This is a genomic window from Roseomonas indoligenes, from assembly GCF_017813365.1.
Lineage (GTDB): Bacteria > Pseudomonadota > Alphaproteobacteria > Acetobacterales > Acetobacteraceae > Roseomonas > Roseomonas indoligenes.
Window position 1 is genome coordinate 82,893 of sequence record NZ_JAGIZA010000011.1, and the last position, 25,317, is coordinate 108,209.

Below are 25,317 nucleotides of genomic sequence, written 5' to 3' on the forward strand. Positions count from 1 at the left end.
GGGATGGGGTGCTGGGGCGCCACGGCGGGCGGGGAGCGGCACGTCTTCGACGGGCTGGCGTATCTGCTCGCCGCGGCCTCGCCCCGACGCTCAGGGGATGAGCTGGCGGGGCTGGCGGCTGCCTCGGACGCGGCGCGCGTGGCGGCGCGCTATGCCCTGGCCGACCTGCCGCTGCGGATCTTCCTGGACGAGGCGGTGGTGCCCTACGAGGCGGATGAGGTGACGCGCCTCATCCTCGATACGCACGATCCGGCGGCCTTCGCGCCCGTCTCGCACCTTACCGTCGGCGGGCTGCGGGACTGGCTTCTCTCGCACGAGGCAGATGGGGCGGCTCTGGCCGCGCTCTCGCCTGGGCTGACGCCGGAGATGGTGGCCGCCGTGTCAAAGCTGATGCGGAACCAGGACCTGATTGCGGTGGCGCGCAAGCGGCGGGTCGTCACTGCCTTCCGCTCCACCCTGGGGCTGGAGGGGCGGCTGGCGACGCGGCTGCAGCCGAACCATCCCACCGATGATCCGCGCGGCATCGCCGCCTCCACGCTGGACGGGCTGCTGAACGGCTCGGGCGATGCGGTGATCGGGGTGAACCCGGCCACCGACAGCGTGCCGAACGCCATGGCGCTGCTGCACATGCTGGACGAGCTGCGCGAGCGCTACGCCATCCCCACCCAGACCTGCGTGTTGACCCATGTGACGAACGCCATCGAGATCATGCGGCGCGGGGCGCCGGTGGACCTTGTCTTCCAGTCGGTCGCGGGGACGGAGGGGGCGAATCGCGGCTTCGGGGTGGACCTCGCCATCCTGCGGGAAGCGCGGGAAGCGGCGCTGGCGCTGGGACGTGGCGGGCCTTCCGGCGAGGTGATGTATTTTGAGACGGGGCAGGGCAGCGCCCTTTCCGCCGAGGCGCATCACGGCGTGGACCAGCAGACGCTGGAAGCGCGCGCCTATGGCGTGTGCCGTACCTTCAAGCCGCTGCTGGTGAACACGGTCGTGGGCTTCATCGGGCCGGAATACCTGTACGACGGAAAGCAGATCATCCGGGCGGGGCTGGAGGACCATTTCTGCGGCAAGCTCCTCGGCCTGCCGATGGGGGTGGACGTTTGCTACACGAACCACGCCGAGGGGGATGGCGACGACATGGACGGGCTGATGACGCTGCTCGGCGTCGCGGGCGTGCACTTCCTGATCTGCGTGCCGGGCGCGGACGACATCATGCTGAACTACCAGAGCCTGTCCTTTCACGACGTGCTGGCGCTGCGCTCCATGCTCGGCCTGCGCCCTGCGCCTGAGTTCGAGGCCTGGCTGGAACGCATGGGCATCGCGGAACCGGGCGGGGCGATCCGCCCGCCGCCGCTCGCGCAATCGTCGCTGCTACAACTGGCGCGCGACCATGGCTGAGTTGCCCGCCCCCGATCCCCGTTCCGATCCATGGGCGCGGCTGCGGCAGGCCACGCGGGCGCGGATCGGGCTCGGCGGCTGCGGCGATGCGCTGCCGCTGCGCGAGGTTCTGGCCTTCCAGATGGCGCATGCCCTGGCGCGGGATGCGGTGCACGCGCCGCTGGACGTGGCGGCGCTGGAAGCGGTCTTGCATCCCTACGCGGCGCTGCGCGCACGTAGCCGGGCGGCGGATCGCGGCACCTATCTGCGCCGCCCGGATCTGGGGCGCCGGCTGGAGGCGATGGATGCGGCGGAGGGACCCTTCGATGCCGCCTTCGTCCTGGCGGACGGGCTCTCGGCCACCGCCGTGCAGCGCCATGCCGCCGCGGTTTTCCATGCGGCGCTGCGGCGCCTGCCGGGCTGGCGGATCGCGCCGCCGGTGATCGCCACCGGGGCCCGCGTGGCGCTGGGAGACGAGATCGGGGCGCGGCTGGGCGCGCGGCTGGTGGCCGTGCTGATCGGGGAGCGGCCGGGGCTTTCCGTGCCCGACAGCCTCGGTGTCTACCTCACCTTCGATCCGCGCCCGGGGCGGCGGGATTCGGAGCGCAACTGCATCTCCAACATCCACACGGCCGGCGGACTGGCGCCGGAACTGGCGGCGGCGAAGCTGGCTTGGCTGATGCGGGAGGCGCTGTCGCGCAAGCTCACGGGGAACGGGCTGAAGGACGATGCCGATCCGGCCGCGCTCGCCGCCCCGACCTTCGCGCTGCCGGACGGCTGAGGCCCCTCACGCCGTGCCGTGAAGGGCTGCGGCGGGGCGCCGGCCGTGCCAAAGGGGCGGGGCAACCCCTGCCGGAGCCCGTTCCATGTCCGATGCCGCCAACCCCCGCCACGCCGTCGTCACCGGCGTCTCCTCCGGCATCGGGGCCGCCATCGCGGCGCGGCTGCTGCGGGAGGGGTGGCGGGTGACGGGGATCAGCCGCTCCGCCCCGGCGGTCACGGAGGCCGGCTTCGACCACCGCGCGGCGGACCTTTCGGACCCGGCGGGGCTGGAGGCGGCGCTGGACGGGCTGGCCCCGCGCGCCCTGGTCCATGCGGCGGGACTGCTGCGCACCAACCCGATCGGTTCGCTGAAGCCGGAGGATGGGCAGGCGATGTGGCGCCTGCATGTCGATGCCACGGAGCGCCTGGCGAACCGCCTGCTGCCCGCCATGCCCGATGGCGGGCGGATGGTGCTGATCGGCAGCCGCACCGCCACGGGCGCGCCGGGGCGCAGCCAGTACGCTGCCAGCAAGGCCGCCATGCTCGCCCTGGCCCGCTCCTGGGCAGCGGAACTGGCACCGCGCGGCATCACCGTGAACGTGGTGGCCCCCGCGGCCACCGAGACGCCGATGCTGCGCGACCCCGCCCGCGCCGGGGTGCCGCCCCGCGTGCCGCCCATCGGCCGCTTCATCCGGCCGGAGGAGGTGGCGGCGCTGGTGGCCTTTCTCCTCTCAGAGGAAGCCGGAGCGATCACGGGGCAGGGCATCACGGTCTGCGGCGGCAGTTCGCTGTAACGCGCGGCGTCCCCGCTTCTGCTTGACGGCGGGGCGAGGGAAGTGCTGAAACTCGCCCCAACGCTGCAACAAATGTTCGCATTCCGATCAACGGAGTGCCGGACGGGAGGGAAGGCATGGCCGGGAAGGAGGAGGGGGAGGCTTCGCCCGTGGCGAACCCCAAGAACCTCGTCCAGTCCGCCGCCAAGGTTTTCGCGGTGTTGCGCGCCTTCGGGGCCGACCTGCCGGAACTGACTGTCTCCGAGGTGGCCGCGCGGGCGGGACTGGACCGCGGCACCGCCTTCCGCCTGATCCACACGCTCATCGCCCTGGGCTATCTGCGCGCCGTGCCGGGCACGCGCCGCTTCCGCCTGACCCTGCGCTGCCTGGAAATCGGCTTCTCCGCCCTTTCCGCCAACGACCTGCCCGGCCATGCGGAGCCGCTGCTGCGCGAGGTGGTGCCGGGGGTGGCCGATGCCGGTTCCCTCGGCGTGATCGAAGGGGGCGAGGTGATCTACCTGCAGCGCGTGCAGCACGGGCTGGAGCGCAGCGGGCTGGTGCGCCGCCCCGGCACGCGGGTGGGCGCCTATGCCACCGCGCTCGGCCACGCCGTGCTCGCCTGGCTGCCGCGGCACCGGCAGGTGGAGCACCTGGAGAGCGTGGAGCGCGTGATGCTCTCCGAGCGCACCGTGACCGACCTGGATGCCCTGCTCGGCCGGCTAGAGGCCGTGCGACGCCAGGGCTACGCCGTGTCCGACGGCGAGAACGCCTATGGCCTTCGCACCATCGCCGCCCCCGTGCTGGGGGTGGACGGGATGCCGCTGGCAGGCGTCAGCCTTACCATCGGCGCCGCGCGCCAGCCGATCGAGGCCTTCGTCGAGACTGCCCTTCCCCATCTTCGCCGTCTGACCGACGAGCTGACGGAGGGCGTCCGCCTCTCCCTCGGTGCCATCGGCGTGCGGCGGGCCGGATAGAGACTGGAACCACAACGATGCCCGAACTGCACAGCCCCATCGAGCTTCTCCGCCCACCGCGTATCGAGTTCGGTTCCGGCACCCTCTCCGCCCTGGCCCCCTGGGTGGTGGAGCGCGGGCTGAAGCGCGTGCTGGTGGTGGCCGATGCCTTCAACGCCGCCCGCGTGGACCTGCTGGGCCTGACCGGCGAGGTGCATGTCTTCGGCGAGGTGAAGCCGGAGCCGGACCTGCCGAACCTGGAGAAGGTGCTGGCGATGGCGGAGGCGGTGAAGCCCGACCTCGTCATCGGCTATGGCGGCGGCAGCGCCATGGACCTGGCGAAGCTGGTAGCGGTGCTGCCGGGCAGCGGCCAGACCCTGCATGAGGTGGTGGGGCCGGAGAAGGTGCGCGGGCGCAAGGTGGCGCTGGTGCAGATCCCCACCACGGCCGGCACGGGCAGCGAGGGCGGCACGCGCTCCCTCGTCACCGACCCCGCCACGCAGAACAAGCTGGCGGTGCAGAGCCGGCACATGCTGGCCGACTTCGCGGTGGTCGATCCCGACCTGACCATGACCGTGCCCCCGGCCGTGACGGCCGCGACGGGCGTGGACGCCATGGCGCACTGCACGGAGGCCTTCACCAGCAGGAAGGCACACCCGATCATCGACCTCTACGCGCTGGAGGGCATCCGCCTCGTCGGGCGGTATCTCGGCCGCGCGGTGAAGGATGGCTCCGACAAGGAGGCGCGGGCCGGGCTGGCGCTGGCCTCCATGTATGGCGGCTTCTGCCTCGGTCCCGTGAACACCACGGCGGGCCACGCGGTGGCCTATCCGCTCGGCACGCGCCACCACATCCCGCACGGCCTGGCCTGCGCGCTGATCTTCCCGCACACCCTGGCGCACAACGCCCCTGCCGTGCCGGAGAAGACGGCGCTGGTGCTGGAGGCGCTGGGGCTGCCCGCCTCCACCGACCCAAAGGCGGTGCTGGAAGGCACCCACGCCTTCTGCGAGCGGCTGGGCGTGGAGATGCGCCTGTCCCGCCTTAACGTGCCGAAGGACGACCTCGGCACCATGGCGACGGAGGCCCACGCCATCCGCCGCCTGCTGGACAACAACCCCCGCGACCTGAGCCGGGACGAGATCCTGGCGATGTACGAGGCGGCCTACTGATGTCCGCCATCGCCACTCAGGGGGCCAGCCCCCCGCCCGACTTCAGCGCGAACGGGCGGCTCGCCCCGCATCCCGGCGATGCCGCGCGGGTCGAGACCTTCATCCCGCACGCCACCGTGCAGAGCCACGCGGCGAACCTGACCTACTTGCCGAATGGCGACATCGCCTGCGTGTGGTTCGGCGGCACGCAGGAAGGGGTGCCGGATATTTCCGTGCAGTTCTCCCGCCTCGCCAAGGGCAGCGACACCTGGACGCAGCCGGAGCAGCTTTCGGACGACCCGACGCGCTCCGAGCAGAACCCGCTGCTCTTCCCCGCGCCGGACGGCACGCTCTGGCTGATCTGGACCGCGCAGATCAGCGGCAACCAGGACACCGCCATCGTCCGCTGCCGCAAGTCCGGGGATAACGGCCATTCCTGGGGCCCGACCGAGACGCTGTTCGGCCCGCGGGAAGATGGCGGCACCTTCATGCGCCAGCCGATGGTGGTGCTGGAGAACGGCGACTGGCTGCTGCCGATCTGGGTCTGCCTGACCACCCCCGGGAAGAAGTGGGTGGGGGACAAGGACTACAGCGCCGTGAAGATCTCCTCGGACCAGGGAAAGACCTGGACCGAGGTGGCGGTGCCGGAGAGCGAGGGCTGCGTCCACATGTCCGTGCTGGACATGAAGAACGGCAGCCTTGTCGCCTTCTACCGCAGCCGATGGGCGGACAACGTCTATGTCTCCCGCTCCACAGATCTGGGGCGGACATGGACGGCGCCGGAGCGGACGGAGCTGCCGAACAACAACTCCTCGGTGCAGGCCGTGCGGCTGGCCAATGGCCATATCGGCATGGTCTACAACGAGAGCAGCGCGGCGGATGCCAAGGAGCGCCGCACCTCGCTCTACGACGACATCGAGGGCGATGAGGGCGACGACCGCGCCGAGCCCGTGCCGGTGGAGGGCGTGCGCAGCACCTTCTGGGGCGTGCCCCGCGCGCCGATGACGCTGGCGATCTCCACCGATGGCGGCCGGACCTGGCCGTATCGCCGGAACCTGGAGACGGGCGACGGCTACTGCATGACGAACAACTCGCGCGACAAGGTGAACCGCGAGTTCTCCTACCCGACGATCATGCAGTCGCCCGACGGCGCCCTGCACATCGCTTACACCTACTACCGACAGGCCATCAAATACGTCCGCGTGGCCGAGAGCTGGACCGGAGCACCCGCATGAGCACCCCGCACCCGACCGGCGTCTATTCCGCCGCCCTGACGCCGCTGAAGGAGGATCTCTCCCCGGACCTTCCCGTCTTCGTGGAGCACGCGAAGCGCCTGATCGCGCAGGGCTGCGACGGCGTGGCCCTGCTCGGCACCACCGGGGAGGCGAATTCCTTCTCCACCGATGAGCGCAAGGCCATCCTAGAGGCCGCGGTGCAGGGCGGTGTCGAGACGAAGCGCCTGCTGCCCGGCACGGGTGTGGTGGCGATCCCGGAGACGGTGGGGCTGACGAAACACGCCCTGTCGCTCGGCGTGAACACCGTCGTGATGCTGCCGCCCTTCTACTACAAGGCGCCGAGCGAGGCGGGCGTGATCGCCGCCTATTCCGAGATCGTGGAGCGGATCGGCAGCAGCGACCTGCGCGTGATCCTCTATCACATCCCGCAGATGTCGGCCGTGCCGATCACGGCGCCGATCATCGAGGCGCTGCTGAAGCGCTACCCCGGCACCTTCACCGGCATCAAGGACAGCTTCGGCGACTTCGCCAACATGGAGATGCTGGTGGACAGCTTCCCCGGCTTCTCCGTGCTCGCCGGCGCCGACCCGCTGCTGCTGCCGTTGATGCGGAAGGGCGGGGCGGGCTGCATCACTGCCACCTCCAACCTTGTCGCGGCCGACCTGGCTTTCATTTACCGCAACGCCAACGATCCCTCGAAGGCGGCGGAGGTGGATGCGGCGCAGGTGCGCGTGGTGGCCAAGCGCACCCAGGCCTCCCGGTTCGCGCAGATGGCCTCGCTGAAGGTGCTGTTGGCGCAGGAGACGGGGCACCAGGGCTGGACGCGGCTGCGCCCGCCGCTGCTGCCGCTGACGCAGGACGAGGCCACGCAGCTTCTGGCGGCCTGAACCAACCGGGGCCGGTTCCACAATAGGGGCCGGCCCTTCTCATCAGAAGGGAAGGAACAACCATGAACCGCCGCAGCCTTCTGCTGGCAGCCGCCGCCGGCACCCTCGCCGCACCCGCCATCCATGCCCAGGGCACCTGGCCGCAAGGCAAGCCGATCCGCGTGATCGTGCCCTGGCCGCCTGGCGCCGCGAACGACACGCTCGGCCGCCTCTTCGCCGCCCGCCTCTCCGAGAAGCTGGGCGCGACGGCGGTGCCGGAGAACCGCACCGGTGGCGCCGGGCTGGTGGGCACCAATGCCGTGCTGACCGCGGCGCCGGACGGCTACACTTTCCTCGCCTCCGCCTTCAACACGGCGGTCATGCCGCTGGTGCTGAAGGGCGCGACCTTCGACCCGCAGAAGGACCTGGAGGTCTGCGCCCGCACGGCCCAGGCGCCGATGGTCTTCGCCATCACCGGCCAGCGCCCGCAGACGACGCTGGCGGAGGTGATCGCGGCGGCGAAGGCCAAGCCGCGCGACTGGAACTTCGCCATTACCTCGCTCGGCTCCGCCAGCCACCTCGCCACCATCGACTTCCTGCGCCGCACGGGGCTGGACCTCGACATGGTGTCCTATCGCGGCACGCAGCCGGCGGTGGCGGACCTGATGGGCGGCAGCGTGCAGCTGCTGATCGACCCCTCCTCCAACCTGCTGCCCGCGCGCGCGCCGGGGCGGCTCAACGTGCTCGCCATCGCCTCGAAGGAGCGCTCCGCCCTCGCGCCGGAGGTGCCGACGATGGCGGAGGCCGGCGTGCCGCTGGAGGCGCAATCCTGGTACGGCGTCTGGGCCCCCAAGGGGACGTCCCCGGAGATCTGCCAGCGCGTGAACGACCTGATGCAGGAGACGATGCGTGACCCCGCTGTGATCCAGCGCATGGCGACCCAGGTGCTGGAGCCGGTAACGGAGAGCATCGCGGAATCCAGGGCCTTCATCGGCCGTGAGATCGAGCGCGCGACCGTGCTGCTGAAGAGCGTGAACTACCAGCCGGAGTGAGGTACGGCGGTGCGGGGATGTCTTCCCCGCACCCTCAAGCGTTGCCGACGGTGGGGAGGTCGCCCCGGTGCATGCTGCGGATCACGGCCTGGAAGAGCCGCAGCGCGCCGGGGCCGCCCTGGTCCAGCAGGGTGCCGGACTCGATCTCGTCGGCCAGGGTTTCCGCATGGCCCGCGAGCACGCCGACGGCGTGGCGGAGGGCCTCCTGCGCGAGGGCGATCTGCAGGGGCTCGGGAAGGTTGTTCCAGGCAGCCTCGCTCTGAGCGGCGTTGTTCATCGAAGCCTGACCTTGTTCAGGAAGCCCCCTGCGATCTCGCATCCGTTCTGGGTGGGCTGATGTCTGCCGGGGTAACGCCACCCCCGGCCCGCGGGTGTCGTTAACGCTCTTCACCTGTCCGCCAAAAGGATTGGGCAGAGGGACCGGGCGCACCCGGTCCCTCCGGGCGTCACATGCCGCCGATGTAGTTCGGGCCGCCGCCGCCCTCAGGCGTCTGCCAGTTGATGTTCTGGCTGGGGTCCTTGATGTCGCAGGTCTTGCAGTGCACGCAGTTCTGCGCGTTGATCACCAGGCGCACGGCGGCGTCGCCCGCCTCCACCGCCGCGCCCTCGCCGGTGGCCTCCGCGTCCGGCGTGCCGCGCAGCTCGCGCTCCGCCTCCGGCCCCACCGCCTCATACACGGCGGCCGGGCAGTAGCGGCTCTCCGGGCTGCGGAACTGGTCCCAGTTCACGCCCTTCCAGCGGCCCGGATCCTTCAGCACGAGGTGGGGCGGCTGGTTCTCCTCGTGGTTCGTATTCGAGAGGAACACCGAGGAGAGGCGGTCGAAGGTCAGCACGCCGTCGGGCTTGGGGTAGACGATCTTCTCCGCCTTGTCGGCGGACTTCAGCGTCTCGTTGTCGGCGTGGTGCACCCATGTCCAGGGCGCCTTGCCGCGGAAGACGTAGGTGTCCAGCGCTGCCGCCGCCATGCCGCCGAAGAAGCCGAACTTGGAGAAGCCCGGGCGGATATTGCGGACGGAGTGCAGTTCCTCCCACACCCAGGACTTGCGGATGGCCTCGGGATAGCTCTCCAGCACCTCCGGGCGCGTCTCGCCCTTCAGGGCTTCGGCGATCGCCTCGGCGGCCACCATGCCGCTCTTCATCGCGGTGTGCGTGCCCTTGATCTTCGGCACGTTGAGGAAGCCCGCCGTGTCGCCCACCAGCATGCCGCCGGGGAAGACCAGGCGCGGGACGGACTGCATCCCGCCCTCGTTCAGGGCGCGGGCGCCGTAGGAGATGCGCTTGCCGCCCTCCAGGAACTTGCGGACCTCGGGGTGGGTCTTGAAGCGCTGGAACTCGTCGAAGGGCGAGAGCCAGGGGTTGGGGTAGTCCAGCCCGACGACGAAGCCGATGGAGACGAGGTTCTCGCCGAGCATATAGAGCCAGGAGCCACCATAGGTGTCGCTCTTCATCGGCCAGCCCGTGGAGTGCCACACCAGGCCCGGCGTGTGCTTCTCCTTCGGGATCTCCCACAGCTCCTTGATGCCGAGGCCGAAGGTCTGCGGCTGGCAGTCCTTCCGCAGGTCGTACATCTCGAACAGCCGCTTGGTCAGCGAACCCCGGCAGCCCTCCGCGAAGACCGTGTAGGTGGCGCGCAGCTCCATGCCGGGCTGGAAATCCGGGCCTTCCTCGCCCTCGCGCGTGATGCCCATCACGCCGGCCACCACGCCCTTCACCACACCGTCCTCGACCACGAGGTCGGAGGCGGCGAAGCCCGGGTAGATCTCGATGCCCAGTGCCTCCGCCCTGGCGCCAAGCCAGCGGCAGACATTGCCGAGGGAGACCACGTAGTTCCCGTGGTTGTTCATGGCCGGCGGGGTCGGGAGCTTGAAGGCCCGCTTTTCCGTCAGGTACATGAAGCGGTCGTCGCCGGCCGGGGTGGCCAGCGCCGGCGGATCGTCGCGCCAGTCCGGGAACAGCTCATCCAGCGCGCGCGGTTCGAGCACGGCGCCGGAGAGCGTGTGGGCGCCGATTTCCGAGCCCTTCTCCACGAGGCAGACGGTGGTGTCCGGCGAGGCCTGTTTCAGCCGGATGGCCGTGGCCAGGCCGGCCGGGCCGCCGCCCACCACCAGCACGTCGAATTCCATGCTCTCGCGTTCGGACACGATTGCTCCTCCTGATCTTGGGTGGATGTAGCCCTGCCTTCTCCTCTGCGTAACCCTTGATCCGCAGAGGTGATCGGCACGGGCCCCGTTGCGCGCGGGGCGGGTAGGGGGCGATACCATCCCCATGGACCTCGACGCGGCTGAAACAGCCGCCCTGATCGCCGCGCTGGAGCTGCAGATCGCCTGGGGCGCCGATGAGGCGCTGGACGAGGCGCCGCTGGACCGCACCCGGCCGCGCCCGGCTGCGCCTGCACCCCAATCGGTCCCCGCCCGCCCCGGCACCCCGCCGGCCATGGTGCCCGCCGCGCCGCGTGCCCCGGTTCCGGCGGCGGCCTTCACCTCCGCCACGCTGCGCGCGGGGGAGTTGGCCGCGGGCGCCGACAGCCTGGAGGCGCTGCGCGAGGCCCTGGCCGCCCTGGACCACCCGCTGCGGGAGACAGCGGGGAACCTCGTCCTCTCGGACGGCGTGGCCGATTCCGGCCTCGTTCTCGTCGGAGAGGCGCCGGGGGCGGATGAGGACCGTCAGGGCAAGCCCTTCGTCGGCGTCTCCGGCCGGCTGCTGGACCGGATGCTCGCCAGCATCGGGGTGGAGCGGGCGCGCAACGCCTATCTCACCAATATCCTGCCCTGGCGCCCGCCGGGGAACCGCACCCCGACCGATGCGGAGATGAACGTCTTCACCCCCTTCGTCCTGCGCCACCTGGCGCTGGTGCGGCCGCGCCACCTCGTGCTGCTCGGTGGCACGGCGGCGAAGGCGCTGCTACGGCGGAACGAGGGAATTACCCGTCTGCGCGGGCGATGGCACAGCCTGGAGGTGCCGGGGCTGGGCGCGGTGCCCACCCTGGCCACGCTGCACCCCGCCTATCTCCTCCGCCAGCCCGCGGCGAAGCGGGAGGCCTGGACGGATCTGCGGCTGCTCCGGCGGGCGCTGGACGGCGCTCCGCCGCCCGGTCCCCCGGAGGCTTGAACAGAACGTGAAGGATCAGAGGCATCTAAGTCCCTGATTCGCATCTCGCGCAACCCCGGATCGCGCCTGGGTTGCTTGCCCCCGGGGAATACCCCGCCTAACGGTGACGGCCTATGCGAGCTTCCCCCCTCGGGCTCGGTCGCCGTCCCCCCCGGCGAGCGCGCGCGATGCGGGTGGCGCTGGCGCTTGCGCTCGCCTTGTGCGGGTCCATGGCCCAGGCCGCTCCGCACCGTGCAGAGACCCATTCCCGGCGCGAGCAGCCCTCGCTACGCGAGATCGCACGCGCCACGAGCCAGCGGACCGCCCCGCGGACCACCGCTTCCCTGCGCCCAACCCTGCAGAGGGGCCTGCGGACGGGCCTGTCCTTCAACGCGAGCGCCCCTGCGCAGGATGCGAAAAGGCAGCTCGGCCAGGACATGGCGCGCGCCCTGCCGCGCGGCGCCATGCGGGGCCTCGCGCGTGCCGCCGCCCGGCCTCCCGTGGCACGCACCGCCCGGCTGACGCCCGGGAACGTCCTGCCCCTGGCCCATGTGCCGGAGCCGGCCCGCCTGTCCACGCGCCTGGCGGAGATGAAGACGCCGCAGGAGATCGCCCTCTCCTTCGCGCGCACGCCGCTGGCCGGGGTCATCCCGGCCGTGCCCGGCCTGCCGCAGCCGCTCGCCCCTTCCGATGCCGCCCGCCTGCGCCGCATCTTCGAGCTGCAGGCGAATGGCGAGATGGCGCAGGCCATGCGGGAATCCGAGCGCCTGGACGACCGCCGGCTGATGGGCCACGTGCTGGCGGACCGCTGGCGTGCCGGCGGGCCCGGCGCGGGCGGTGTGGAACCGACGGTCGCCGAGCTTCGCGCTTGGCTCTCCGACAATTCGGACCACCCGGACGCGCCCCGGCTGCACGCCATGCTGGTGGCCCGCCTGCCGCGCGGCGCCGCCGTGCCCGCCCTGCCGGGTGCCCCCGTCGCCGAGGAGGTTCCCGCCCCCGGCCAGGAGGTGCCGCCGGAGGAGCGCGAGCCGCCGGCCGCTGCCGCCCGCCCCCTGCCGCGCAATCCGGCCCTGGACCGCACCGTGCGCGACATGGCCGGGCGCGGGGACGTTCAGGACGCGCTGCGCTACATTGCCTCCACCCGGGGCATGACGCCGGCCTATGCCGCCGCCCTGCAGACGGATGTGGCGCAGGCCCTGTTCAACTCCGGCAGGGACGGGGACGCCTTCCGCGTCGCCTCCCTCGCGGCGCGCGCCCCTGGCGCGCCGGCCCAGGCGGCCTTCGTCGCCGGGCTTTCCGCCTGGGGGCTTGGCCAGTACGAGGCGGCGCTGCCCCTGTTCGAGGCGGCCGCCCGCAACGAGGCGGCGCCCGCCGTCCTGCGCGCCGCCGCCGCCTTCTGGACCGCCCGCGCCGCCGTGCGCGCCCGCCGGCCGCAGGGCTACGTGCCCTGGATGCTCCAGGCCGCGCAGGAGCCGCGCACCTTCTACGGCCTGGTCGCCCGCCGTGCCCTGGGCCTGCCCTTCGGCTTCGCCTGGGAGGGCAGCGAGGTGGCCGGCGAGGCGGAGGGCGCCGCACTGGCCGAGACGGCCGGGGGCTGGCGTGCCCTGGCGCTGATCCAGATCGGCCAGAAGTCCCGGGCGGAGGCGGAGCTGCGCCGCCTCTGGTCCGTGGCGGGCGGCAATTCCAGCCTTGCCCGCGCCATGCTCGCTGCCGCAACCGGCGCGGGGATGACGGAGCTGGCGACGATGCTCGCCTCCCAGGCCCAGGCCGCCGATGGAAGGCCGCGCGACTATGCCCGCTTCCCCGTGCCCCGTCTGGAGCCGCAGGGCGGATGGCGTGCCGACCCCGCGCTGATCTACGGCCTAGCCCGGCAGGAATCGAACTTCGACCCCGAGGCCGTCTCCCCCGCCGGGGCCCGCGGGCTGATGCAGGTTCTGCCCTCCACCGCCGCCTACATCACCGGCGACGCCAGCCTGAAGGATGGCGGCCGGCGGATGCACGACCCGGGCTTCAGCCTGGAGCTGGGCCAGCGCTACCTGCTGCACCTCTCCTCCCAGGAGAACGTGAAGGGCGACCTGATCCGGATGCTGGCCGCCTACAACGCCGGCCCGGGCAACCTGACGAAGTGGATGCCCACCAACGGCCACCGCGAGGACCCCTTCCTCTTCATCGAGAGCATCCCCTTCAACGAGACGCGGGCCTATGTGCAGCGCGTGCTGGCCTACTCCTGGATCTATGCCAGCCGCCTTGGCCTGCCCGCGCCGAGCCTCGATGCCCTGGCGGCCGGGAGCGCGCCGCGCTTCCTGGGGGTGGAGGAACTGGCGCGGCTGGTGGCCCGGAACCGCGGGGTGCGCTGATCGGTGTGGGGCGGGTGGCCTCCAGGGGGCGCCGCCCCCTGGAACCCCCGCCAAGGGCCTGAGGCCCTTGGAACCCCGTCTGGCTGCCGCGGAACTGATTTGCGCTGTCTGTCCTCTACGATCGGGCCTGATCCTGCTTTTGCAGTCGCCTCGGCTCCACGAGCCGAGGCGCACCGTCAGCGAGGCAAGACCAATTCCCAAAAGAAGATGATGGAGAGGGGGCCGGGGAGAGGAAGAATTCCTTCTGTCTCTCCCCGGGACAGACCGCCTTCCGAAGCTTCAGTAAGCCCGGTCAGGCCGCTGGGCCGCCCGGATTTCCTCGGTCGTGGGCGCGCGCCTTACGTGAAGCGCCGCAGTCCCGCCCGGTGGGTCGATCAGCCCCATGCGGGCGAAGGCGTCCAGCCAGCCGTCCATGGGCCAGAAGCCGTGGCGCGCCCGGAAGCGTGCCGCGTTCGCCACGATATCGGCGAAGTGCTGCAGCGGCGGTTCATGAACGGTGTGGTGCTGGTGGAAGGCGGTGGTGGAGGCCGTGAAGAGGAGGGGCAGCCCGGCCGCGCGCGCGCGAAAGGCGAAGTCCGTGTCCTCGCCGCCGTAGCCGGTGAAGGTCTCGTCGAAGCCGCCGAGGCGCAGGAAGCTCTCGCGCTGCATGGCGAAGGCGAGGGACCAGAAGAGGCCGGTATTGGCTTCCGGGCGCAGGCCGGCTTCGGGGAAGTGGCGGACCGTGTGGCGCTGGCCGGCCGCCATCAGGGCGGCTTCGGAGGTGTCGGAGACGCCCGGCGGCAGGTAGCGGATCTCGCAGCAGATTAGGGCGTCATGGGCAGCGGTATCGGCGGCCAGGGCTTCGACCAAGCTAGCGGCCGGGATGCAGTCCACGTCCAGGAAGGCGAGCAGCGGGGTTTCCGCCAGGGCGGCGGCGGCGTTGCGTGCCCGGGCGAGCGGCAGGCCGGGGGAAGGAAGGTGATGGTGCAGCAGCGGGAAGGGCGTGGGGGGGATGGCCGCGGGCGCCTCGCCCATGTCCACCACGATGCAGCGCGCCGGCATCCGCGTGCCCCGCGAGAGGCCGGCGAGGAGATTGGCGAGGTGCCCGTCCCGCCCTTTCACCAGGGTCAGGACACTTATGTCAGGCGCCGCCATCGGGTCCTCTTCCCTCCAGGGCGGCGGGGGATAGCAGGGGGACGAGCGTCCTGCCAGCCACGCGCATGTGTCCCCCGCCGTCGCGCGGGTGGGTTGGAACCGGCGGAATCGGTCTTACAATTGTGCATCGCGTTCTTGGACAGGGCATGGCGACGGTAGCGGATAGGATGCGGCCCCGGCCCGCCCGATACACTGGCGTGGCGCAGGCGTTGCACTGGATCACGGCAGGGCTGCTCTTTTTTCTGCTGCCGTTCGTCTGGGTGGCGGAGAATTTTCCGCCCGGTGAGGTCCGGACCTTCTGGTACCTGCTTCACGAGTCCCTAGGGATCAGCGTACTGCTGCTCGTGCTCGTGCGGATCACCTGGCGCTTCCGCCATCCGGCACCGGCGGATCCCGACCCGCCCGCGCTGCGGGCACTGGCGCGGATCAACCACTGGGGTCTCTATGCCGTGCTGATCATCATGCCCGTCACCGGCTACCTCATGGCCGGCAACGGGCAGCCCGTGCCCTTTTTCGGGCTCTTCTCCTTGCCGGGGCTGCCGAAGAACGACCCGCTGGGAGTCCTGGCCAATACGATCCATGTCACGACGCAGTTCGCGGTCTATGGCCTGGTTCTCCTGCACCTCGCCGGCACGGTCTGGCACGTGGGCGTCCGGCGCGACGGGCTGCTGGACCGCATGCTGCCGCCGCAGGACGGCGCCCGCTGATGGCGCCTGGCGTGACCATTCCGGCCCGGCTGCGCGGCGTTGTCGCGCAGGCCGAGGCGGCGCTGCCGGACCGGGCGGACTCGCTCTGCGCGCAGGAGCCGATCCATATCCCCGGCTCTATCCAGCCGCACGGCGTGCTGCTGATGGCCGATCCCGCGCGCGGCATGGCGATCGTGGCGGCGAGCGAGAATGCGGGGATCCTTTCCACGGAAATCCCCTCCAATACCCTGATGGGCCTGTCGGTCGGCGCCGTGCTCGGCGAGGACTTCGCGGCCACGCTGGGCGACCTAGCCCGGGCGGGCGAGATGCCCGGGGAGGCGCCGTGGGAGACCGGGCTGACGCTGCCCGGCGGAGCCTTCGAGGTCGCCAGCCACACCCAGGACGGGATGGTGCTGATCGAGCTGGAGCCGGTAGCGCCGCGGGATGAGCAGGAGGCGCTGGGTGCCACCCGGGCCCTGCAGCGCGCCATCGCCCGCCTGCGCGGCGCGGGGGGGCGGCTGGAGGACCTCGCGCGCGTGACGGTGGAGGGGATCCGCTTTTTCACGGGCTATGAGCGGGTCCTGATTTACCGCTTCGACCGGGATTGGCACGGCGAGACCCTGGCGGAAGACAAGGTGGAGGACTGGGACCAGTCGCTCGCCGGGCTGCACTTCCCTGCCTCCGACATCCCGGCCCAGGCGCGGGAGCTGTACCGCCGCAGCCTCATCCGCTGGGTGCCCAGCCGCGACGCGGAGCCGTTGGCGCTGCTGCGGGACCCGATCTGGGACAGCTCGATGACGCCGGAGCGGCCGATCGACATGTCCTTCTGCCGGCTGCGCAGCCTCTCGCCCGTTCATCTGCAGTATCACCGCAACATGGGCGTGGACGGGTCCATGTCCCTCTCCATCCTGCATGAGGGGCAGCTCTGGGGGCTGGTGGTGTGCCATCACCGGCAGCCGCACCGGCCCTCGCCCGGCCAGCGCGCCGCGGCGGCGGCGCTGACCGACGCCTTCGCGCTGCGGATCGGCGGTGCCGAGCGGATGCGGGCGGAGGAGGCGCGGCGCGCCGATTCCGCGCGCCTGTCCGACCTGCTGGCGCATATGGCGGAGGCGGAGGACGTCTCCTCCGCCCTCACCGCCGGTTCTGTCACCATCGCCTCCCTCTTCGGCTGCACGGGCGCGGCGGTGGTGCGGCAGGGGCAGGTGGAAACCTTGGGCGTCGCACCGCCCGAGGCCGAGGTGCTGCGCCTGGCCACCTGGCTGCGCGAGCGGGGCGGGGAGGAGATCTTCCACGCCGACCATCTGCCGGAAGATTTTCCGGACTGGGCGCCCCACGCCGCGATCGCCAGCGGCGTGCTAGCCGTGTTCCTCGGCGCGGACCGGGCGGACATGATCCTCTGGTTCCGGCCGGAGGAGCCGCATCTCGTGAGTTGGGGCGGCAACCCGCACAAGGCGGTGGAGCCGGATGGCGGGTCCGTCATGCCCCGCCAGTCCTTCGACCGCTGGGTGGAGGAGCGCCACGGCTACGCGCGTCCCTGGGCGGAGTGGGAACTGGAGATCGCCGCGGCGCTGCGCCACGCCATCACGGAGGTGGTGATCCGCAGCCTGTCCCGCATCGCGGAGCTGAACGACCGGCTGCGGCAGAGCCAGAAGATGGAGGCTGTCGGGCAGCTCACGGGTGGGATCGCGCACGACTTCAACAATCTGCTGGCGGGCATCATCGGCAGCCTGGAACTGCTGCGGAGCCGCGTGGCGCAGGGCCGCTTCGGGGATCTGGACCGCTATCTCGGCGCCGCTACCACCTCCGCCAACCGGGCGGCGGCGCTGACGCACCGGCTGCTGGCCTTCTCCCGCCGCCAGACGCTCGACCCGCGGCCGACGGATGTGAATCGCCTTGTCACCTCCATGGAGGAGCTGATCCGCCGCACGGTGGGGCCGGCGATCCATGTCGAGACGGTGATGTCCGGCGGGCTCTGGTCCGCGCTCTGCGACGCGAACCAGCTGGAGAACGCGCTACTCAACCTTTCCATCAACGCGCGGGATGCCATGCCCGACGGGGGGCGGCTGACGATCGAGGCGGTGAATGCCTGGCTGGACGATTCCTACGCCCGGCAGCACCACGACGTGGCACCGGGCCAGTACATCGCCGTCTCCGTCACGGATACCGGCACGGGCATGCCGCCGGAGGTGATCGCGCGGGCCTTCGACCCGTTCTTCACCACCAAGCCGCTGGGTCAGGGCACGGGGCTGGGCCTTTCCATGGTCTATGGCTTCGCCAAGCAGTCCAACGGCTATGTCCGCATCTACTCCGAGACCGGGCAGGGCACGACGGTCCGCCTCTATCTCCCCCGCTCGACGGAAGGCGAGAGCGCGCAGCGCATCCGCCAGGAGGAGCACGATGTGCCCGCGGCGCCGGACGGCGGCACGGTGCTGGTGGTGGATGACGAGCCGGTGGTGCGGATGCTGGTGGGCGAGGTGCTGCGCGAGCTCGGCTACGGCGTGGTGGAGGCGAATGACGGCGTGCAGGCCATGAAGGCGGCCGAAGCCATGTCCGGCATCGATCTGCTGGTGACGGATGTCGGCCTGCCCAACGGCATGAACGGACGGCAGCTGGCCGATGCGCTGCGCGCGCGCCGCCCCGGGCTGAAGGTGCTGTTCATCACGGGCTATGCGGAGAATGCCGCGCTCGGGAACGGCGTGCTGGAGCCGGGGATGCAGGTGATGACCAAGCCCTTCGCCATGGATTCCCTGACTTCTAAGATCCGGGCGATGATCTGAGCATGTCCGTTGCCGCCGAAGCCACGCTGCGCGATCGGCTCCGCACGGAGACCCGCCCCGACCACGACCGGCTGGAGAACGGGCTGCGGCTGGCCGACCCCGGCCTGACACCCGCGCGCTACCGCGACGTGCTGATGCGCTTCCACGGCTTCTGGGCGGGGTGGGAGCCCCATGTGGCGGCCGCGCTGGGGGACAACGACTTCTTCGCCCCGCGCCGGCGGCTGCACCTGCTGCGGGAGGATCTGCGCGCGCTGGGCGTGGTGCCGGAACGCCTGCCGGTCTGTCCGCCGCCCCCCCTGCGCGGGCATGGCGAGGCCATGGGATCCCTCTACGTCATGGAGGGATCGACACTGGGCGGGCGGGTGATCCTGAAGCGGCTGGACGAGATCGGCTTGGCGGACGGCGCCCGTTCCTACTTCGCGGGGCATGGCGAGGCGACAGGGCCGATGTGGCGGGCCTTCCTTGCCCGGCTGGAGGCGGAGCTCGACGCGGAGGGGGTGCTGCGCGGGGCGAAGGCGACTTTCGCGACCCTGGCGGACTGGATGCTGCCGGAGGGTTGATCCTGCGCCGGCGGTCTGTCCCGGGGAGAGGAAGAAGGAATTCTTCCTCTCCCCGGCCCCCTCTCCATCATCTTCTTTTAGAAATTGGTCTTGCCTCGCTGACGGTGCGCCTCGGCTCGTGGAGCCGAGGCGACTGCAAAAAGCAGGATCAGGCCCGATCGTAGAGGACAGACAGCGCACTTCAGTTCCGCGACAGCCAGACGGGGTTCCAAGGGCCTCAGGCCCTTGGCGGGGGTCCAGGGGGCGGAGCCCCTTGGGGCCGCTCAGGCGGCCCCTTTGATCGGCGCATCGGCCAGCACCAGGAGGTGCCCGAGGGAGCAGCGCTCCACCCGCGCCTCTACCTCGTAGACGCGGGCGAGGAGGTCGGGTGTCAGCGTTTCCTCCGGCGTGCCGTCCGCCTGGATGGCGCCGGCGCTGAGAGCCACGAGGCGGTCGGAGAAGCGGGCGGCCAGCGCCAGGTCGTGCAGGACGACCACGCCGACGAGCCCGGCGCGCAGCACCGTTTCCCGCACCAGGGTCATGACGGAGACCTGGTGGCGCAGGTCGAGGGCGCTGGTGGGCTCATCCAGCAGCAGCACCTCGGGTTCCCGCGCCAGGGCCTGGGCGAGGCCGACGAGTTGTCGCTGGCCGCCGGAGAGGCGGTCCAGGTAGCGGAGCGCCAGGTGCTCGATGCCGAGCTGGCGGAGCACGGCGATGGCGTGGCTGGCGGCGGAGGCGCCGTCGGGCGCCAGGTTCGTGGGCACGGCACGCAGGGCGCCGACCAGCGTCTCCAGCACCGTCAATGCCACGCCGCCGGGCAGGCCCTGGGGCATGTAGGCCAGGTGCCGCGCGCGCTCCGGGATGGACATGCCGAGGAGGTCGCGGTCGCCGAGGCGCACCGTGCCGCGCGTGCGGGGGACGAGGCCGGCGATGCCGCGCAGCAGGGTGGACTTGCCGGCCGCGTTCGGGCCGACCAGCGCGGTGAGGGTGCCGGGCTGCAGCGGGGCGAGGTTCAGCCCTTCCACGATCACGCGGCGGCCATAGGCGACGCGGAGGTCCGAGACGGCGAGTGGCGCGCCCTTCACGAGACGCGGCCCCGGCCCATGACGAGGGCGAGGAAGACGGGTACGCCCACCAGGGCCGTGACGATGCCGATGGGCACCAGCAGCCCCGGCACGACGAGCTTGCCGGCGACGGAGGAGAGGGAGAGCAGGAGCGCGCCGCAGAGGGCTGAGGCGGGCAGGAAGAAGCGGTGATCCTCCCCCACCATCAGCCGCGCCGCGTGGGGGCCGACGAGGCCGACGAAGCCGATCGTGCCGACGAAGGCGACGGAGACGCCGGCCAGGAGGGAAACACGCAGCAGGGACCCGCGCCGGGTGGCCTCCGTGTCCACGCCGAAGGAGCGGGCGCGGTCCTCGCCCAGCCGCAGCGCCGTCAGCCGCCAGGCGGCGCGGGCGGAGAAGGGGATGCAGAGGGCCAGTGCCGCAGCGAGGATGGCGATCTTGTCCCAGGAGGAGCGGGCGAGACTGCCCATGGACCAGAAGACGAGCTGCTGGAGCGCCTGCTCCGTCGCCACGAACTGGATCAGCGCCACCAGGGCGTTGAAGGCGAAGACGAGGGCGATGCCGAAGAGGACCAGCGCCTGCACCCCCGCCCCGCGCAGCCGGGCCAGGAACTGCAGCAGCAGCATGGCCGCGAGGGCGAAGACGAAGGCGTTGGTGGGGATCAGCCAGTCCATGGGCACGAAGGGCAGGCCGGTGCCGAGCACGATGGCCAAAGCCGCGCCGAGGGAGGCGGCGGAGGAGACGCCGAGGGTGAAGGGGCTGGCCAGCGGGTTGTCCAGCACGGTCTGCATCTCCGCGCCGGCCAGGGCCAGGGCGGCGCCCACCAGCACGGCCATGATGGCGTAGGGCAGGCGCACGTCCCAGACGATGACGGACATCGGCCCGCCCGCGCCGCGCCCGGCCAGCAGGGCGTCGGTGACGGTCGAGAGCGGCAGGCGGGCCGGGCCCGTGGCCACGTCCAGCAGGAAGGCGGCGAGAAGCAGAAGGGTGAGCAGCGCCAGCAGCAGCGCGCGGCGCAGGATCAGGCGGCGGTAGCCCGCCGCGGCCTCGCCGGCCATCAGAGCGGTCGTGCTCAACGGGAAGGAGTCCGTCCGCAAGTCCCCGGGCGCGGCGGGGCAGCGTCGGGGGCGGCAAAGCGCAGCGGACTGCGACGGGTCATGCGGGCTCCGGGCGGGGAGGGGGTGCCGCAGAGGATAATCATTCGCAGCCGGCTCCACAAACCTGCCCCGGGGCGGAGCCGGATGGTGCAGCCCTGCCACAGTTATGGCCCAGGAAGCACATAGCTATTGCGAGTGAGTTGCAACTGTGCGAGAGCCGACAGGCTTTCTAAGTGGACGAGTTGCATGCCGCCGACCTCCCTCCGCCGTCTCCTGCTCACCGGTGTTGCGCTGGCCGCCCTGTCCGGCCAGGCCTTCGCGCAGACCGAAGCCGCGGGCGCCGTGACCGTGCCGGAAGTGGACGTGCAGGCCACCGCCTGGCGCAGCTGGGAGCACACGCCGGGCTATGTCGCCCCGGTCACCACCACGGGTTCCAAGACCGACACGCCGTTGATCGAGGCGCCGCAGTCCGTGGGCGTCGTCACCCGCGACCAGATCGACGACCAGGCGGCCCTCTCGGTCGCCCAGGCGCTGCGCTACACGGCGGGCGTGCTGCCGGAGGTGCGGCCCTCCGCCCGGTATGACAGCGTCTTCGTGCGCGGCTTCGGCGGGCAGGGCACGTCCGCCGCCTTCGTGAACTTCCTGGACGGGCTTCGGCAGGGCCGCGGCGTGTTCTTCGGCGTGCCGAACACGGATCCCTGGCTGCTGGAGCGGATCGAGGTGTTGCGCGGCCCGGCCTCCGTCCTCTACGGGCAGACTGGGGCGGGCGGGCTGGTGAACCTCGTCAGCCGCCGGCCCAGCTTCACGCCCTCGAACGAGGTGCGGCTGGAGGCGGGCTCCTACGGGCTGCTGCAGACCGCCTTCGACACAACCGGCCCCCTGACCGCGGACAACAAGTTCGCCTATCGCCTGACCGGCATCGCCCGGCGGTCCGACACGCAGTACGACTTCGTCGGCGAGGAGCGGATCGCCATCGCCCCGGCCCTGACCTGGCGGCCGGACGACAACACCACGCTGACGATCCTCTCTTCCTACCAGCACGACCCGCTGGGCGGGTTCTACAACTTCGTGCCGGCGGTCGGCACGGTGATCGCCAGCCCCTTCGGGCGCATTCCCCGCAACTTCTTCGGCGGTGACCCGGACTACAACAAGTTCGACCGCACCCAGGCCTCCATCGGCTACCAGCTGGAACACCGGCTGAACGACACCTGGACCCTGCGCCAGAACTTCCGCTACTCGCACATCGACGCGGAGGTGAACGTTCTCTCGGTCTCCGCGCTGAACGGGCGCATCGGCACGCGCAATCAGACCTACGTCTCCGACCACTCCAACGCCTATGCATTGGACAACCAGGCGCAGGCCACCTTCAGCACGGGCATGGTGCGCCACACCGCGCTGTTCGGCATCGATTGGCAGCGCACCTCCGCCCGCGCGGTGCAGGCGCTCGGGGCCAGCGTGCCGACGCTCGATGTTTTCGCGCCCAGCTACTACATCGCGCCGGGTCGCGTGACGACGAACGCGACCCGCACGAACCAGGAGGTCGATCAGATCGGCTTCTACGCGCAGGACCAGATCGCGATCGATCGGCTGCGCCTGAACTTCGGCATCCGCTACGACCGCGCGACGCTCGGAACCGATGTTCGGACGCTGGCCACGAACGCCGTCGCCCACCGGTCCCAGTTCGACGACGACGTGACCTGGCGGGCCGGCGCGCTGTACCTCTTCGACAACGGCATCGCGCCCTACTTCAGCTACTCCACCTCCTTCCTGCCGAATTCCGGCACCGGCGCGCCACAGCGCGGCAGCCCCACCTTCGACGCCACGACGGGGGAGCAGTACGAGGTCGGCGTGAAGTACCAGCCGCCGGGAATGAGCAGCTTCGTCCAGGCGGCCGCCTTCCAGATCACCCAGGACAACGTGCTGACGCGCGATCCGCTCTTCACCACCTTCAGCGCCGCCCTCGGCACCGTGCGCTCCCGCGGGATCGAGCTGGAGGGGCGCGCGACGATCAATGAGAACATCGACCTGATCGGCGCCTATTCCTACACGGACGCGGTGATCAAGAGCTCCAACACCCCCGGCGAGGCGGGCAGCCGCGTGCCGCAGGTGCCGCTGCACGCCGCCAGCGGCTGGGCGAACTACAGCTTCCGCGACGGCCCGCTGCGCGGTCTGCAAATCGGCGGGGGTGTGCGCTATGTCGGCTCCACCTACGGGAACACGACGAACACCTTCAAGGTGAACGACGTGGCGCTGTTCGACGCCGCCATCCGCTACGACGCCGGCGCCCGCTTCGAGAGCCTCAAGGGGCTGGAGCTGGCGGTGAACGCGCAGAACATCGCGGACAAGGACTATATCGCGAGCTGCTCCTCCATCACCGCTTGCTACTACGGCACGGGCCGGCTGGTGCTCGGCTCGGTGCGCGTCCGGTGGTGAGCGGCGCGGCCCCGTCCGAGGGGCCGCCCGGGAGCGAGCCGGTCACGCTGGCCCGCAGCGCGTCCTGGACCATGCGCGCCGGGGAGGATCCCGCGCGCATCCACCGCATCCTCCTCTCCTGGCCGGAGGCGCCGCCGCCTCCGGGTGGCTACCCCGTGCTGCTCCTGGCCGATGGCAGCGCCACCTTCGCCACCGCGGCGGAAATCGCCCGGCTGCGGACCGGGCGCGGGGCCAAGGATGTGGGCGCCGGCCTGATCGTCGGCCTCGGGCATGGGGGGGAGGGACCCTATGACCGGGCCGCCCGCGCCCGCGACTATACTCCTTCCTTCCCCGCCGCCCCGGCCGGCGCCGGCGGGGCGGATGGCTTCCTGGATTTCGTCATCGGGGGCGTCCTGCCCGAGCTGGAGCGGCGCTTTCCCATCGACCGCGCGCGCCTCGGCCTCTTTGGCCACTCCTATGGCGGACTGCTCGCCCTCTACGCCTTTTTCTCCCGCCCCGGGCTGTTCCGCCGGGTCGCCAGCGCCAGCCCGTCACTCTGGTTCGCAGAGGGCGCCGTGCTGGAAATGGCGCGCCGCTTCGCCGCGGCCCCGCCGCCGGCCGCGGCCGGATCGGCCCTGTTGCTGACTGTGGGCGGGCTGGAGGAGGCGGATGACGGCACGCCGCGCGGTCCCGTCCGCGTTGCCCGGCGCATGGTCGGCCGGGCGCGGGACCTCGCCGCCATCCTCCGGGGCGCGAGTGTCGCGGTGGACTTCACGGAGTTCCCCGGCGAGAACCACGGCTCTGTGCTGCCGGCCGCTCTCTCGCGCGCCGTGCCCTTCGCCCTGTCGCCCGTCCTGCCCGAAGCCGGAGCGCCCGCATGAAGCGTCGCCACCTCCTCGCCGCGCTGCCCCTTCTCGCGGCGCCGTCCCTCGTGCGGGCGCAGGCCGGGCCCATCCGCGTCACGGACATCAACGGGCGGCAGGTCACGCTGCCGCGCGCCCCGCGCCGCATCGTGCTCGGCCAGGCCCGGCACGTGCTGGCCATGGCGCTGCTGCACCCCGATCCCGTCTCGCTCGTGGTGGGCTGGGGGGATGATCTGCGGCGCATGAACCCGCCGGACTACGCGACCGTCCGCGCCCGCTTCCCGGCGGCGGATGACGTTCCCATCGTCGGGCGTGCCCAGGGGGACGGGCTCTCGCTGGAGAACGTGCTGGCGGCGCGGCCCGACCTCGTCATCCTCAGCCGCGGCGGCGCGCGGGGCGGCGCGAGCGAGATGGTGGACCGGATCGCGGCGCTCGGGGTGCCCGTCATCACGGTCGACTTCTTCACGAACCCGATGCGGGACACGCGACGCAGCATGGCCGTGCTCGGCCAGGTTCTCGGGCAGGAGGAGAAGGCGCGCGCCTTCGAAGCGCTCCATGCCGGCCGTCTGGAGCGGATCGCCTCGCGCCTCTCCGGCCTCGGCGCGGCGGAGCGGCCGAAGGTGATGGTGCACGCCCATGCCGGCGGCACGCCCTGCTGCGGCTCCCCCGGCCATGGCGCCTTCGACGGAATGGTGAGCTTCGCCGGCGGCCGCAATCTCGGCGCGGAGATGATCCCCGGCAGCACCGGCCAGCTGGCGCTGGAATACGTGCTGACCCAGGCGCCGGACGTCTATGTGGCCACGGGCGGCCCCTATGGCGGGCGCGGCGGCATCCCATTGGGTCCGGGCGTGGACGAGGCGGAGGCGCGCAAGGCGCTGGTGGAGGTGATCCGCCGGTCCCGCATGGACAGCCTGCCCGCGGTGCGGAACGGCAATGCCCATGCCATCTGGCACGGCTTCAACGACACCCCGGCCCATGTGGTGATGCTGGAAGCCCTGGCCCGCTGGTTCCAGCCCGCGCGCTGCGGCGACCTTGATCCGGCCGCCACGGTTGCCGAACTGAATGCCCGCTTCCTCTCCATTCCCATGGAGGGGGCGCACTGGGTCAGCCTGCCGCCCGGCGCGCTGTAGGATCCCGA

Annotated in this window: 21 protein-coding genes; 16 read left to right on the plus strand and 5 right to left on the minus strand. The window is 71.5% G+C overall.

Translation table 11 applies throughout. The features are described from left to right. Nucleotides 1–3 precede the first annotated feature (3 nt). From J5Y10_RS17670 to J5Y10_RS17705, 8 genes are all read left to right on the plus strand, one after another. Nucleotides 4–1,395, plus strand: a complete 1,392-nt coding sequence (locus J5Y10_RS17670) for an ethanolamine ammonia-lyase subunit EutB (RefSeq protein ID WP_209375363.1) — start codon at nt 4–6, stop codon at nt 1,393–1,395. Beyond that, entirely contained in the window at nt 1,388–2,155 is a 768-nt protein-coding gene (gene eutC, locus J5Y10_RS17675; protein WP_209375364.1) for an ethanolamine ammonia-lyase subunit EutC, read from the plus strand. The genes J5Y10_RS17670 and eutC overlap by 8 nt, the downstream gene beginning before the upstream one ends. Before the next feature lie 85 nt (nt 2,156–2,240). Next, a complete protein-coding gene (locus J5Y10_RS17680) occupies nt 2,241–2,930 on the plus strand; it encodes an SDR family NAD(P)-dependent oxidoreductase (RefSeq protein WP_209375365.1) in 690 nt (229 codons plus the stop codon). A 116-nt stretch (nt 2,931–3,046) separates the two neighbouring features. After that, nucleotides 3,047–3,883, plus strand: a complete 837-nt coding sequence (locus tag J5Y10_RS17685; RefSeq protein ID WP_209375366.1) for an IclR family transcriptional regulator — start codon at nt 3,047–3,049, stop codon at nt 3,881–3,883. 17 nt (nt 3,884–3,900) lie between these two features. After that, nucleotides 3,901–5,031, plus strand: coding sequence for an iron-containing alcohol dehydrogenase (locus J5Y10_RS17690; RefSeq protein ID WP_209375367.1), 1,131 nt, complete (start codon nt 3,901–3,903; stop codon nt 5,029–5,031). Beyond that, nucleotides 5,031–6,245 (plus strand): sialidase family protein, encoded by a 1,215-nt coding sequence (locus J5Y10_RS17695; protein ID WP_209375368.1) that lies wholly within the window; start codon nt 5,031–5,033, stop codon nt 6,243–6,245. Before J5Y10_RS17690 ends, J5Y10_RS17695 begins: the two co-directional genes overlap by 1 nt. Beyond that, a complete protein-coding gene (locus J5Y10_RS17700) occupies nt 6,242–7,132 on the plus strand; it encodes a dihydrodipicolinate synthase family protein (RefSeq protein WP_209375369.1) in 891 nt (296 codons plus the stop codon). The genes J5Y10_RS17695 and J5Y10_RS17700 overlap by 4 nt, the downstream gene beginning before the upstream one ends. Before the next feature lie 62 nt (nt 7,133–7,194). Next, nucleotides 7,195–8,163: a Bug family tripartite tricarboxylate transporter substrate binding protein gene (locus tag J5Y10_RS17705; RefSeq protein WP_209375370.1), complete on the plus strand. Its 969-nt coding sequence runs from the start codon at nt 7,195–7,197 to the stop codon at nt 8,161–8,163. Between the two features lie 34 nt (nt 8,164–8,197). Here the strand turns inward: J5Y10_RS17705 and J5Y10_RS17710 are convergent, their stop codons facing one another. Both J5Y10_RS17710 and J5Y10_RS17715 read right to left on the minus strand, forming a co-directional pair. Beyond that, nucleotides 8,198–8,440: a hypothetical protein gene (locus J5Y10_RS17710; protein ID WP_209375371.1), complete on the minus strand. Its 243-nt coding sequence runs from the start codon at nt 8,438–8,440 to the stop codon at nt 8,198–8,200. 169 nt (nt 8,441–8,609) lie between these two features. After that, nucleotides 8,610–10,304, minus strand: a complete 1,695-nt coding sequence (locus tag J5Y10_RS17715) for an electron transfer flavoprotein-ubiquinone oxidoreductase (RefSeq protein WP_432761258.1) — start codon at nt 10,302–10,304, stop codon at nt 8,610–8,612. A 124-nt stretch (nt 10,305–10,428) separates the two neighbouring features. On the opposite strand from J5Y10_RS17715, the gene J5Y10_RS17720 reads away from it, so the two are divergent. Further along, a complete protein-coding gene (locus J5Y10_RS17720) occupies nt 10,429–11,271 on the plus strand; it encodes a uracil-DNA glycosylase (RefSeq protein WP_209375372.1) in 843 nt (280 codons plus the stop codon). A gap of 209 nt (nt 11,272–11,480) precedes the next feature. Further along, nucleotides 11,481–13,607, plus strand: a complete 2,127-nt coding sequence (locus J5Y10_RS17725) for a lytic transglycosylase domain-containing protein (RefSeq protein ID WP_245214832.1) — start codon at nt 11,481–11,483, stop codon at nt 13,605–13,607. Nucleotides 13,608–13,886: 279 nt separating this feature from the next. Here the strand turns inward: J5Y10_RS17725 and J5Y10_RS17730 are convergent, their stop codons facing one another. Further along, nucleotides 13,887–14,741, minus strand: coding sequence for a glycosyltransferase family 2 protein (locus tag J5Y10_RS17730; protein ID WP_209375373.1), 855 nt, complete (start codon nt 14,739–14,741; stop codon nt 13,887–13,889). A gap of 167 nt (nt 14,742–14,908) precedes the next feature. Between J5Y10_RS17730 and J5Y10_RS17735 the strand changes: the two genes are divergently transcribed. Genes J5Y10_RS17735 through J5Y10_RS17745 form a run of 3 tightly spaced genes read left to right on the plus strand, consistent with a single transcriptional unit; the run spans nt 14,909 to nt 18,764 of the window. Then, the gene (locus J5Y10_RS17735) at nt 14,909–15,448 is read left to right on the plus strand and encodes a cytochrome b (RefSeq protein ID WP_209375374.1); all 540 of its coding nucleotides are present in this window, start codon (nt 14,909–14,911) and stop codon (nt 15,446–15,448) included. Beyond that, on the plus strand, nt 15,448–18,204 hold the full coding sequence (locus tag J5Y10_RS17740; protein WP_209375375.1) for an ATP-binding protein: 2,757 nt from the start codon (nt 15,448–15,450) through the stop codon (nt 18,202–18,204). Before J5Y10_RS17735 ends, J5Y10_RS17740 begins: the two co-directional genes overlap by 1 nt. A gap of 2 nt (nt 18,205–18,206) precedes the next feature. Continuing rightward, nucleotides 18,207–18,764 (plus strand): biliverdin-producing heme oxygenase, encoded by a 558-nt coding sequence (locus J5Y10_RS17745; RefSeq protein WP_209375376.1) that lies wholly within the window; start codon nt 18,207–18,209, stop codon nt 18,762–18,764. A 263-nt stretch (nt 18,765–19,027) separates the two neighbouring features. Here J5Y10_RS17745 and J5Y10_RS17750 read toward each other — a convergent pair whose 3' ends face one another. Next, nucleotides 19,028–19,828, minus strand: coding sequence for an ABC transporter ATP-binding protein (locus J5Y10_RS17750; RefSeq protein WP_209375377.1), 801 nt, complete (start codon nt 19,826–19,828; stop codon nt 19,028–19,030). Next, on the minus strand, nt 19,825–20,865 hold the full coding sequence (locus J5Y10_RS17755) for a FecCD family ABC transporter permease (RefSeq protein ID WP_209375455.1): 1,041 nt from the start codon (nt 20,863–20,865) through the stop codon (nt 19,825–19,827). Before J5Y10_RS17755 ends, J5Y10_RS17750 begins: the two co-directional genes overlap by 4 nt. 285 nt (nt 20,866–21,150) lie before the next feature. Between J5Y10_RS17755 and J5Y10_RS17760 the strand changes: the two genes are divergently transcribed. The 3 genes from J5Y10_RS17760 to J5Y10_RS17770 are packed head-to-tail and all read left to right on the plus strand — an operon-like array spanning nt 21,151 to nt 25,309. Further along, on the plus strand, nt 21,151–23,337 hold the full coding sequence (locus tag J5Y10_RS17760; protein WP_209375378.1) for a TonB-dependent siderophore receptor: 2,187 nt from the start codon (nt 21,151–21,153) through the stop codon (nt 23,335–23,337). Further along, nucleotides 23,334–24,197, plus strand: coding sequence for an alpha/beta hydrolase (locus tag J5Y10_RS17765; protein ID WP_209375379.1), 864 nt, complete (start codon nt 23,334–23,336; stop codon nt 24,195–24,197). Before J5Y10_RS17760 ends, J5Y10_RS17765 begins: the two co-directional genes overlap by 4 nt. Continuing rightward, nucleotides 24,194–25,309 carry an ABC transporter substrate-binding protein gene (locus J5Y10_RS17770; protein ID WP_209375380.1) on the plus strand — a complete coding sequence of 372 codons (1,116 nt, stop codon included), beginning with the start codon at nt 24,194–24,196 and terminating at the stop codon, nt 25,307–25,309. The genes J5Y10_RS17765 and J5Y10_RS17770 overlap by 4 nt, the downstream gene beginning before the upstream one ends. Nucleotides 25,310–25,317: the final 8 nt, after the last annotated feature.